The 11,984-nt window shown below is 69.4% G+C and carries 10 protein-coding genes; 9 read left to right on the top strand and 1 reads right to left on the bottom strand.

Annotated features, from left to right (window positions below; all coding sequences use genetic code 11):
* Nucleotides 1-31: 31 nt before the first annotated feature.
* From E3O48_RS15200 to E3O48_RS15160, 9 genes are all read left to right on the top strand, one after another.
* On the top strand, nucleotides 32-838 hold the full coding sequence (locus tag E3O48_RS15200) for an IclR family transcriptional regulator (protein ID WP_134540097.1): 807 nt from the start codon (nucleotides 32-34) through the stop codon (nucleotides 836-838).
* A gap of 100 nt (nucleotides 839-938) precedes the next feature.
* Entirely contained in the window at nucleotides 939-2,267 is a 1,329-nt protein-coding gene (locus tag E3O48_RS15195) for a cytochrome P450 (protein WP_241982569.1), read from the top strand.
* Complete coding sequence (locus E3O48_RS15190; RefSeq protein ID WP_134540094.1) at nucleotides 2,264-3,343, top strand: PEP/pyruvate-binding domain-containing protein; 1,080 nt, start codon at nucleotides 2,264-2,266, stop codon at nucleotides 3,341-3,343. Before E3O48_RS15195 ends, E3O48_RS15190 begins: the two co-directional genes overlap by 4 nt.
* Nucleotides 3,344-3,448: 105 nt before the next feature.
* Nucleotides 3,449-5,335, top strand: coding sequence for a PEP-utilizing enzyme (locus E3O48_RS15185; RefSeq protein WP_134540091.1), 1,887 nt, complete (start codon nucleotides 3,449-3,451; stop codon nucleotides 5,333-5,335).
* Nucleotides 5,328-6,110, top strand: a complete 783-nt coding sequence (locus tag E3O48_RS15180; RefSeq protein WP_134540088.1) for an SDR family NAD(P)-dependent oxidoreductase — start codon at nucleotides 5,328-5,330, stop codon at nucleotides 6,108-6,110. Before E3O48_RS15185 ends, E3O48_RS15180 begins: the two co-directional genes overlap by 8 nt.
* Nucleotides 6,111-6,136: 26 nt before the next feature.
* Nucleotides 6,137-6,457 carry a 2Fe-2S iron-sulfur cluster-binding protein gene (locus E3O48_RS15175; RefSeq protein ID WP_134507758.1) on the top strand — a complete coding sequence of 107 codons (321 nt, stop codon included), beginning with the start codon at nucleotides 6,137-6,139 and terminating at the stop codon, nucleotides 6,455-6,457.
* Between the two features lie 5 nt (nucleotides 6,458-6,462).
* A complete protein-coding gene (locus E3O48_RS15170) occupies nucleotides 6,463-7,752 on the top strand; it encodes an NAD(P)/FAD-dependent oxidoreductase (protein WP_134540084.1) in 1,290 nt (429 codons plus the stop codon).
* Nucleotides 7,753-7,804: 52 nt separating this feature from the next.
* Nucleotides 7,805-8,449 carry an HD domain-containing protein gene (locus E3O48_RS15165; protein ID WP_134540081.1) on the top strand — a complete coding sequence of 215 codons (645 nt, stop codon included), beginning with the start codon at nucleotides 7,805-7,807 and terminating at the stop codon, nucleotides 8,447-8,449.
* 11 nt (nucleotides 8,450-8,460) lie between these two features.
* Entirely contained in the window at nucleotides 8,461-9,921 is a 1,461-nt protein-coding gene (locus tag E3O48_RS15160; RefSeq protein ID WP_241982568.1) for an aldehyde dehydrogenase family protein, read from the top strand.
* A gap of 48 nt (nucleotides 9,922-9,969) precedes the next feature.
* Here the strand turns inward: E3O48_RS15160 and E3O48_RS15155 are convergent, their stop codons facing one another.
* Nucleotides 9,970-11,955 (bottom strand): APC family permease, encoded by a 1,986-nt coding sequence (locus tag E3O48_RS15155; RefSeq protein WP_134540075.1) that lies wholly within the window; start codon nucleotides 11,953-11,955, stop codon nucleotides 9,970-9,972.
* Between the last annotated feature and the right edge of the window lie 29 nt (nucleotides 11,956-11,984).

The following is an 11,984-nucleotide window of genomic DNA, read 5'->3' as shown; positions in this document are numbered from 1 at the left end:
GGGAACCACCGAGGGCAGTCGAAGGGGCATCGTGGCAGGTCGGACATCGGCTCCGGGGCAGTCGGTCACCGGGCGCGTGCTGAGCATCCTCGCCGTCTTCGAGCTCAGCCCCTCGGCGAGGTCGCTGTCGGAGATCGCGGCCGAGAGCGGGTTGCCGCAGAGCACGGCTCACCGGCTGCTCGGCGAGCTCGAGGAGTGGGGAGCGGTGCAGCGGGATGCCCGGGGCCGGTACCAGATCGGCCTCCGGCTCTGGGAGCTGGGCCAGCACGCCGGCAGGCAGCTGCGCGACGTGGTGCGGCCGTTCCTGCAGGACCTCTTCGGCCTCACCCAGGAGACCGCCCATTTCGCCATCCGGGACGGCGCCGACGTGCTCTACATCGACCGGGTCTACGGCACCCGGCGGGTGCCGCAGGCGTCGAGGGTGGGCGGGCGGCTCCCCATGCACGCCACCGCCGTCGGCCGGGCCATCCTCGCGTTCGAAGACGGCTGGGTGCGCGACGCCGTTCTCGCCGGCACGCTGGTGAAGCGCACGGCCTTCACCAAGACCGATCCCGACCAGCTCCGCCGCGAACTCGAGAAGATCCGCGGCCAGGGGTTCGCGCTGGCCTCCGAGGAGGTGCGGCTGGGCTCCTGCTCCCTGGCGGTGCCCGTGTTCCAGGCCGACGGTCACATCTTTGGCGGCCTGGGGATCGTGCTGCCGATCACCCGGGCCCACCAGCTCGAGCGCAACCTGCCGATCCTGCTCGGCACCGCGCAGCGGATCCAGACAGGGATCGCCCACCTTCCCCCGTCGGCGCTCCGGCCGGCCACGCGGGCGCGCACGCAGCCGCAACCCTGATTCACTTCCATCCAGTGGGACGGTCCGAGGGCTTCTCAGGATCGGCGGCATTAGATGGACGCAGTTCCACGATGTTGTGGACCAGACCAAGGAGCATCACGTGAACGCTCAGACAGATTCGTCGACGGCCCCCGCCGACGCGGCATCCGCCACTGCGGCAGGCCAGTGCCCGGTCGACCACCGCTCGATGTCCAGCGTGGCCCCGGCCGACCACCACGGCTATGAACCGTTCAACATGAACGACCCGTTCCCGGCCTACGCCGAACTCCGCGCCGAACAGCCGGTCATGTTCGACGAGCGGATCGGGTACTACATCGTCAGCCGCTACGACGACGTCAAGGCCGTCTTCGATGACTGGCAGACCTTCAGCAGTGAGAACGCGCAGGCCCCGGTGCGGAAGCGGAGCGCCGCGGCCGTCAAGATCATGAACGACGGCGGATTCACCGCCTACTCCGGGCTGTCCGCGCGCATCCCGCCGGAGCACACCCGCATGCGCACGATCGTGCAGAAGGAGTTCACCCCGCGCCGGTACAAGGCGCTGGAGCCCACGATCCGCGAGAACACCGCCAGGCTGCTGCGGCAGATGCTGGCCCACCCGGATGCGACCGGCGACTTCCTCACCGACGTCGCGGTCGACATCCCCACCATCACCATCCTCGGCCTGCTCGGCGTCGGCCCGGAAATGGTGCCCACCTACAAGAAATGGTCGGACTCCCGTGCCGCGATGACCTGGGGCGACCTCAGCGACGAGGAGCAGATCCCGCACGCGCACAATCTGGTCGACTACTGGAACGAGTGCCTGCGCCTGGTCTCCGACGCCCACGCCCACGGCGGCGACAACCTCGTCGCCGACCTGGTCAAGGCGCAGAATGCCGGCGCCGAGATCTCCGACCATGAGATCGCCTCGGTCTGTTACAGCCTGCTCTTCGCCGGCCACGAGACCACCACCACGCTGATCTCCAACACCATCCGGGTGCTGCTCAGCCACCCCGACCAGTGGCAGACGCTCGTCGCCGACCCCAGCCGGATCCCGGCCGCGATCGACGAAACCCTGCGGTACAGCCCGTCGATCGTCGGCTGGCGCCGGAAGGCGCTGAGGGACACCGAGATCGCCGGCACTCCGATTCCGAAGGGCGCGGACATCCTGCTCCTGATGGGCGCGGCCAACCGCGACCCCGGTGTCTTCGAGGAGCCGGAGATGTTCGACCTGAGCCGGGAGAACGCCCGCACCCACCTGTCATTCGGCTTCGGCATCCACTACTGCCTCGGCAACATGCTCGCCAAGATGCAGGACAAGATCGTGCTCGAGGAAACCCTCAAGGCGGTCCCGAACCTGCGCATCGTCAACCCGGAGGCAATCACCTTCGGCGAAAACCTGTCGTTCAGGGCGCCGACGTCGGTGCCCGTCACCTGGGAGGTCCCGTCATGACCCACGCACCCTTCATCCAATTCTTCGACGACGGCGCGGCCCCCCGGCACGAGCTCCTCGGCGGCAAGTGCGCGTCCCTCGTCGCCCTGACGGCCGCGGGAATGCCGGTGCCTCCCGGGTTCGCCATCACCACCGCCGCCTACGACGCCTTCATCCACGAGGCCGGCATCGAGGCCGACATCCACGCGCTGCTGGCCGGCCTCGACCCGAACGACATCGCCGAGGTCGACCGCGTCTCGGCCCAGCTCCGGTCGGAGATCACCTCCCGCCCCGTGCCCGCCGAACTGCACGCCATCACGATCGACGCCTACAACGCGCTCCAGGCCAGGTTCGCCTCCCCGGTCCCGGTGGCCGTGCGCTCCTCCGCCACGGCCGAGGACCTGCCGGATGCCAGCTTCGCCGGCCAGCAGGACACCTACCTGTGGCTGACCGGCGTCAAGGACGTCACCGAGCACATCCGGGCCTGCTGGGCGTCGCTCTACACCTCGCGCGCCATCATCTACCGGCTGAAGAACAACATCCCCGATGAGGGACTCTCGATGGCCGTCGCGGTGCAGAAGATGGTGAACGCCCGGGTCGCCGGGGTCGCCATCACGATGGACCCGCACAACGGCGACCGGTCCAAGATCGTGATGGAGGCGGCGTACGGCCTCGGCGAACTCGTGGTCTCCGGACAGGTCACCCCCGACAACATCACGGTCGACAAGGTCATGCTGATGGTCGTCAAGCACACGATCGGCGACAAGCACGCCGAGCTGGTTCCCGACCTCGAAAGCAAGTCGCTCGTCGAACTCGAGGTCTCCGAGGAGCGGCGCAATCGGCTCTGCATCAGCGACACCGAGATCACCGCCGTCGCCACGATCGCCAAGAAGGCCGAGAGACACTTCAAGTGCCCGCAGGACATCGAGTGGGCGCTGGACCGCGACCTGCCCGACGGGGAGAACCTGCTCCTGCTGCAGTCCCGCCCCGAGACCGTGTTCTCGTCAACGGCAACGGGTTCCATCCCGGTCACCTCAACCGGGTTCGGCATCGAGAGCATCACCAAGTCCCTGATGAGCCAGGCCGGCAAGGCCTGACCCGGCGGGCAGTCTGCCCGTTCGGAACCGGCCGGTATCCACTGCACTTCACTGCACTTCACTTCACCTCACCCGCACCTTCCCCCACCACAGAACGGTTGAACCATGACAGAGAAGTCATTCCCCAGCCCCTACGACCAGACGCCCTCCGCCGCCGCCGAGGGGTGGAAGGACCTCTACGCCTACAACCTGGTCTTCCAGGACAACCGGCGTGAGGTTGAGGAGGCCAAATTCTGGTTCTGCGACAGCCAGCACTGGCCGACGGTGACGAAGCCGTTCGAGACCATCGGTTTCGAATTCGCCGTCTCCTGCCTGGGCCAGTACAACTCGCGCCACCTGCTGATCCCGCCGGCCAACGGCATCGAGTTCCGCATCCACAACGGCTACGTGTTCATGTCGCCGGTCGGCGTGCCGGAGGCGGAGATCGCCGCCCGGGTGCCGCAGTTCATGGAACGGGCCGGCCACTACTTCCAGAACTGGGACACCCTGCTCGAACAGTGGCAGGGCAAGATCCGCGGCACCATCGACGAACTGAACGAGCTCTCCTTCGAAGCGCTGCCCGACGCGGTCCCGGTCGAGGACGTGCTCAGCGGCAAGGGCACCGGCCCCAACAACGAGCTGCTCGGCAACTTCGACAAGCTGATCGCGCTCACCTACCGGGCCTGGCAGTACCACTTCGAGTTCCTCAACCTCGGCTATGTCGCCTACCTCGACTTCTTCACCTTCTGCAAGGAAGTCTTCCCCGGCATCCCCGACCAGGCCGTCGCCAAAATGGTGCAGGGCGTGGACATGGAACTCTTCCGTCCGGACGACGAACTCAAGAAGCTCGCCAAGCTCGCCGTCGAACTCGGCCTCGCCGACCACTTCGGCGACACCGAGAACCCCGACGCGACGCTCGCCCGCATCGCGGCCGCGGCCGGAGGCGACACCTGGCTGGCAGCCTGGGACGAGGCCAAGGACCCGTGGTTCAACTTCACGGTCGGCAACGGCTTCTACGCGCACGACAAGTACTGGATGGACCACCTCGAGCTGCCGCTCGGGTACATCAAGGACTACATCGTGCGGGTGCAGACCGGCCACAACATCGACCGCCCGGTCGAGGAGCTCGTCGCCGAGCGCGACCGGATCACCGAGGAGTACTCGGAGCTGCTCAGCCCCGAGCAGCTCGCCGCCTTCCAGGGCAAGCTCGGCCTGGCCCGCCAGGTCTACCCCTACGTCGAGAACCACAACTTCTACATCGAGCACTGGACCATGGGCGTGTTCTGGCGCAAGGCCAGGCAGCTCTCGAAAATGCTGCAGGGCCAGGGCTTCTGGCCGGAGGAGAACGGCATGTTCTACCTTCGCCGCGACGAGGTGCGCGAGGCACTGTTCGACTACGTCACCGGCTGGGGCGTCGGCGCCCCCGCCATCGGCCCCGACTACTGGCCGGCCGAGGTCGCCCGCCGCACGGTCATCGTCGACGCGCTGTCGAAGGAGCGCCCGCAGCCGGCCCTCAACACACCGCCCGCCGTGATCACCGAGCCGTTCACCCTCATGCTCTGGGGCATCACGAGCGACCAGATCAGGAACTGGCTGGGCGACTCGGATGCTCCGGAAGGCGAATTCCGCGGAATGGCCGCCTCCAGCGGCGTGGCCGAGGGCCCGGCCCGGGTGATCAGCAGCTCCGACCAGCTCTCCGAGGTGCAGGACGGCGACATCCTCGTCGCACCCGTCACCGCGCCGTCGTGGGGGCCGATCTTCGGCAAGATCCGCGCCACCGTCACCGACATCGGCGGCATGATGAGCCACGCGGCCATCGTCTGCCGGGAATACGGGATGCCCGCCGTCACCGGAACCGGCACCGCCTCCTCCCAGATCAGGACCGGGCAGTGGCTGCGGGTCGACGGCAACAACGGTACGGTCACGATCGTGGAAGACCACGATCACGACCTCAGCCTGGCGCCGGCCGCCGCGATCCAGTTCGACACCGCACTGGAAAGCAGCCATGCCTGAGGCCGGCACGGCCCCGACCTCCCCCAGAACGGTGCTGATCACCGGCGCCGCCGGCGGTCTGGGCCGTGCCTTCGCCCTGGGCTTCGCGGCCCAGGGCGACCGGGTGGTCGTCGCCGACGTCAACCTCGACGGCTGCCGGGAGACCGTGTCGCTGATCGCGGCCTCCGGCGGCACGGCCCTGGCCGTCGGCGTCAACGTCACCGCCCTCGACTCGGCAACCGCAATGGCGATGACCGCCGCGTCCTTCAGCCGCGACCACGGCGGCGAAGGCAAGATCGACGTGGTCATCAACAACGCCGCGATCTACGCCACCGTCACGCGGGCCCCGTTCACCGAGCTCGACCCCGACGAATGGGACCGGGTGATGGCCGTCAACCTCAAGGGCCCGTGGCTGGTCACTCGCGCCTGCTCGCCGTACCTGCCCGACGGCGGAAAGGTGATCAACCTCTCCTCAGCCACCGTGATGAGCGGCTCGGCCCAGTGGGCGCACTACGTGGCGTCGAAGGGCGGGGTGATCGCACTCACCCGGGTGCTCGCCAAGGAGCTCGGCGACCGCAACATCACGGTCAACGCGATCGCACCGGGCTTCACCCTCACCGAGGCCAGCTACGGGCTGATCGACGGGGCCGAGCAGTACGGAGTGGACCGCGGCGCCCTCAAACGGGCCAGCGAGCCGGGCGACATCGTCGGAGCGGCGCTCTTCCTGGCCGGCCCCGGCAGCAACTACATCACCGGCCAGACCCTCGTGGTCGACGGCGGCCGGCAGTTCATCTAACGAGAACGAACAAGGAGACCCGAGAAATGCCAACCGTAACCTACGTCGCCTACGACGGCAGCGAGACCATCGTCAACGGATTCGCGGGCGACTCCGTTATGGAGACCGCGGTGCGCAACGGCGTCCCCGGCATCGTCGCCGAGTGCGGCGGCAGCCTGTCCTGCGCCACCTGCCACGTCTTCGTCTGCGCCGACAGCGCGGGACTGTTCCCGCCGCGGGCCGACCTCGAGGACGACATGCTCGACGGCACGGCCGTCGACCGGGAAGAGAGCTCCCGGCTGTCCTGCCAGCTCAAGCTGACGGATGACGTGGCCGTGCACGTGCAGACCCCCGAGACCCAGGTCTGAGCGCCATGCCCGCTCCAGCGCAGCCCCGCACGGGCACCCTCATCGTCGGCAACTGCCAGGCGGGCGTGCAGATCGCCTCCACCCTGCGCGAGCTGGGCGACACCGAACGCATCACGCTGGTCGGCGAGGAACCGCACGCTCCCTACCAGCGGCCCCCACTGTCGAAGGCCTTCCTCAAGGGCGAGGCCACCGCCGACTCCCTGGCCTTCCGCACGCACGACTTCTACCGGGAGCACGACATCGAACTCGTCACCCGGGAGCGGATCGTCACGATCACCCGGGACGAGACGGGCGGCGTGGCCGTGGCCGAGTCGGGGCGCACCTTCCCGTTCGCCCGCCTCGCCCTGGCCACGGGCGCCGTGCCGCGCACGATCCCCTTCGAGGGTTCTGAGCTGGAGGGCGTCAGCTACCTCCGCACCGCCACCGAGGCGACGGTGCTCGAGCAGCAGCTGCGCCAGGCGACGAACGTCGTCGTGGTCGGTGGCGGGTTCATCGGGCTGGAGGTCGCCGCCGGGGCCCGCGCGGCAGGCAAGAACGTGACCGTGCTCGAAGCCGCCCCGCGGCTGATCGGCCGGGCCGTCTGCGAGCAGACCAGCGAGTTCTACCTCCAGGCGCACCGGCGGCGGGGCACCCGGGTGGTGCTGAACGCGAAGGTCGTGCGCTTCACCGGAGAGCACGACCGGGTCACCGGGGTCGAACTCGGCGACGGAACCGTCGTGCCGGCCGAGGTCGTGCTGATCGGCGTCGGCGTCATCCCGCGCACCGAACTCGCCGGGCAGCTCGGACTGCAGGTCGACAACGGAATCGTCGTCGACACTCACGCGCTCGCCTCGGACGGACTCACCGTGGCCGCCGGCGACTGTGCGAACATGCCGAACCCGTCGATCGCGGACTTCGGCCAGGGCCGACTGCGGCTGGAGAGCGTGCAGAACGCCGTCGAACAGGCCAAGGTGGCCGCGGCCACCCTGCTCGGCCAGGCTGCCGAGCACAAGACGGTGCCCTGGTTCTGGTCGGACCAGGCCGACCTCAAACTACAGATCGCCGGCCTCTCCGGAGGGCACGACCAGGTCGTGCTCCGCGGCGACCCCGACTCGGAGAAGTTCTCCCTGCTCTACTACCGGGACGGCATCCTGATCGCCGCCGACTGCGTCAACAGCCCACTCGACTTCATGGCCGTGCGCAACGCCCTGCACCAGGGCCAGTCGGTCCCCGCCGCGCTGGCGGCCGACAGCTCGCTCCCGCTCAAGAAGTCCGTCACCGACGTGCTCCTTCCCGTTCCTTCCCCGGCCGCGTAGGCCCCTTCCCGTGTGCGCCCCGGCGCCGGCCACCCCAGAAAGCGAGATCGCCATGACCCTGCAGACCGAACACCCCGTCGACACCTCACCCATCGACGTCGCCGGCGACGCCCCGACCGACCTCGACCCGCTCTGGCGGGCCGTCGAACCGGAAATGCGCACGCGCGGCAACGACATCCACATCCCGATCTCGTTCGCCTTCGCGGAGCGGCTCTGCGAGGCCTACCCGGAGGCGGACTCCCTCGTCGTGCGGGTGGCGATCCTGCTGCACGACACCGGCTGGGCGCGCGTCGACGAGACCAAGATCATCTCCGAAGGGTTCGGCGCGAACTGGAGGCAGGCGCAGATCCGGTTCGAACACGAGATCAGGGGCTGTGAGATCGCCAGGGAGGTGCTGCCGGGCCTCGGCTATGACGACGCGTTCATCACCCGGGTGACCGACATCATCGACGGCCACGACACCCGTGCGGAGTCGCACTCGATCGAGGATTCCCTCGTGCGCGACGCCGACCGGCTGTGGCGCTTCAACCCGGCCGGAATCGCCCTGGCCTCCAGCTGGTTCGGCCAGACCCCGTCCTTCTACTGCCGGCGCCTCCGCACCGAGATCCTGCCCGAGCTGATCACGGCCGCCGGGCTCGAGATGGCCACGGTCGAACTGGACCGGGCCGAGGCGCTGCTCAAGGTGGCGGTGCTCTGATGGAGACGGCCGTGGCGACCCTGCCCTACACGCACACCGCCGACCTGTTCATCGACGGCGCCTGGACGCCGGCCGAGGGCGCGGGGAGCACGCCGGTGACCAACCCGGCCACCGAGGAGGTCTGGGGGAGCGTGCCCATCGCATCCGCCGGTGACCTGGACCGGGCCGTCGGCGCGGCCCGGCGCGCGTTCACCGGCCACGGCTGGCGCGACCTGACACCCACCGAGCGGGCCGGCCACCTGCTGCGGCTGGCCGACGAGGTCGAGAAGCGGGCCGAGGCGATCTCGCACACCAACACCTGGGAGAACGGGTCCCCGGTCGCGGAGACCGCCAGGGCGGCGTCGAACGCGGCCGCGATCTTCCGCTACTTCGCGTCGCTCGCTCCGCACCTGGAAACCCCCGACATCCGCCCCTTCCCCGACGGCTCCGCCGAGACCGTCGTGCGGCAGGACCCGGTGGGCGTCTGTGCGCTGATCGCCCCGTGGAACTTCCCGATCAACCTCGTCGTGGCCAAGCTGGCGCCGGCCCTGATGGCCGGCTGCACCGTCGTGATCAAGCCGGCCTCACCGACGCCGCTTTCCATCCGCCAGATCGCGGATGCCGCCACGGCCGCCGGGATCCCGGCCGGCGTGATCAACGTGGTCACCGGCAACAGCTCGGTGGGCGACGCCCTCGTGCGGCACCCCGGCATCGACAAGGTGGCGTTCACCGGCTCCACCCCGGTGGGGCGCTCGATCGGCGCGGCCTGCGGCGAACTGCTCCGGCCGGTGACCCTGGAGCTCGGCGGCAAGTCCTCCGCCCTCGTGCTGCCCGACGTCGACCTGGCGGAGATGGCGAAGGTGCTCATCCGCAGCTGCATGCGCAACACCGGGCAGACCTGCTACATCTCCACCCGCATGCTCGCCCCGCGGGAACGCTATGACGAACTCGTCGACATGGTCACCGCCACGATCAGCGCGGCGCCGCAGGGCGACCCGATGGACCCGGCGACCGTGTTCGGGCCCAGCGCCACCGCCGCGCAGCGCGACACCGTGCGCGGCTACATCAGGTCAGGGATCGCCGAGGGCGCCCGCGCGACGACCGGCGGTGACGTCGCCTCCGGGTTCGACCGGGGCTTCTACGTGAAGCCGACGGTCTTCGCCGACGTCACCCCCGGGATGCGGATCGCCAGGGAGGAGATCTTCGGGCCCGTGCTGTCGATCCTGCGCTACGACACCCTCGACGAGGCGGTGGGGATCGCCAACAACACCGGCTTCGGCCTCGGCGGCACCGTGTTCTCGGCGGATGTCGACTTGGCGTTCGAGGTGGCCGCCCGCGTGGACACCGGCTCGATCGGGCTCAACTTCTTCGCGTCGAACCATGCCGCGCCGTTCGCGGGCCGCCACGACTCCGGCCTCGGCGTCGAGTTCGGGCTGGAGGGACTGCACGTGTACCTCAAGCCGCAGTCGGTGCACCGCCGTATCCGTTCGTAGCGGGCGCAGGCTTGTGCAGCTCGGGCTCCTCCGCCTCAGCCGCCCGCCTCAGCCGCCGCCGACGTGGATGCCCGGCCGGCGGGCCGGGTCGGCCTCGCTGGTGCGGAGGATCTCGCGCACCACGGGGGCGGTGTCGCCCTGCCCGAGCAGGAGGTAGCGGACGAGATGGGCTACCGGGTTGCCCTCCGACCACTCGAAGTAGGCGTGCGGCCGCACGCCGGCAGCGTCCCGGAGCGCCAGCAGGATGGCGGCGATGGCGTTCGGGGCCGCGGGGCTCTTCGCCCGCAGCACCCGGTAGCCGTCGGCCTCGACCCCGCGCACCTGCAGCCGCTCGCTGAAGCCGGACGGGTCGACGACCTCGATCTCCAGGAACAGGAGGTCGGCCGCACCCGGCACCGGGTTCATCCCGCGCTGCTCGCGCTCCTTCTGTGCATAGTCGCCGCGGGTGCCGGGCGCCCGCTTGTGGGCGACCAGGTTGAGGGCCCCGTCGTAGTCGAGGGAGTCCCGGATGTACCGCCTTGCCGTCTCGTCGAACTCGACCTGCTCCACCCGGAGCTCGGTCGTGCGGGACACCCGCGAGATCAGGGACACGGTGACGATCCCGAGGATGAAGAAGGCGGAGATGGTGATGCCGTCCGGCTTCTCGATGATGTTCGCGCCGAGCGCGTAGAGGAGCACGAAGGTGAGCACGCCGAACGCGACGCTCGCGCCCCGTTGCCGCCGCCGCACGGCGGAGATGGTCACCGCGACCGCGCCGGACACCATCATCACCAGGATCCCGGTGGCGTAGGCCCCGGCCTGCGCGTTGACGTCCGCGTTGAAACCGATCGTGATCAGGATGCTGACGCCGGTGTAGACGAGCACGACCGGCCGCACCGCGCGGCTCCACTCGGGGGCCATGCCGTAGGAGGGCAGGTAACGCGGGACGATGTTGATCAACCCCGCCATCGCCGACGCCCCGGCGAACCAGAGGATCAGGATGCTGCTCACGTCGTAGACCGTGCCGAACACGTTGCCGACCCGCTCGTGCGCGAGGTAGGCGAGGGCGCGCCCGCTGGCCGCCCCGCCGTCCTGGAACGCCGCGGCCGGGATCAGCACCGTGGTGACCAGGCTGCTGGCCAGCAGGTAGACGCTCATGATGACGGCCGCGGCGGTGAGCAGCTTGCGGGTATTGCGGATGCGGGACGCCAGCCGTTCCTCCGGCGTGCTTCCCGCGGCCGCGACGAGCGGCATCATGCTGACCCCGGTCTCGAAGCCCGACAGGCCGAGCACGAGCAGGGGGAACGCGATGATCGCCGGTCCGGCGATGTCCCCGAACCCCGTGCCCCGGGCGGACAGGGCGCCGATCCAGTCGGACAGGGCCCGGGGTTCGGTGAAGACGTCGTAGAGGCCGACGCCGATCACGATCCCGTTCAGCAGCAGGAACAGGGCGACCAGGGGGATCGCGACCGACACCGCCTCGCTGAAGCCGAGCAGGAAGACCCCGCCGAGGATGAGCAGCAGCACGATCGTGATGGTCACGGCATGCCCCTGGAGGAAGGCCGGCGCGAACGGGTTCTCGAGAAGGTGCACCGTGGCATCCGCCGACGACAGCGTGATCGTGATGATCCAGCTCGTGGCGACGAAGCCGAGCAGCACGAGCACGAAGACCTTGCCGCGCCAGAACGGCAGGAGTCGCTCCAGCATCGCCACCGAGCCCTGGCCGCGCGGGCTCTCCTGGGCCACCCGCCGGTACATCGGCAGCATGCCGAGCAGGGTCAGCGCCACGATCAACAGCGTCGCCAGCGGAGAGAGGGCGCCGGCCGCCAGGGCCGCGATGCCGGGAAGGTAGGACAGGGTCGAGAAATAGTCGACGCCGGTCAGACACATCACCTTCCACCAGGAGTGGGTGGCCGTGGTCTCCTCTCTGCTCTCCGGTCCCACCGGCTGAACCCGGTTCTGCAGCAGCCAGCGCGTGAAAGCGTTGGTCGGGGCCGTGGCGCGCGGCGGGCGTGGCACGCTCGCGGGAATCAGCGGTCGGGCAGGTGACGTCATGGTTCTCTCTCCCGGTGGCACTCGGCCTG

The sequence above is a fragment of the Cryobacterium sp. HLT2-28 genome, assembly GCF_004402495.1.
Lineage (GTDB): Bacteria > Actinomycetota > Actinomycetes > Actinomycetales > Microbacteriaceae > Cryobacterium > Cryobacterium mannosilyticum.
Note: the sequence above shows the minus strand (reverse complement) of the source record. Positions and strands in the feature narration are given on the sequence as shown.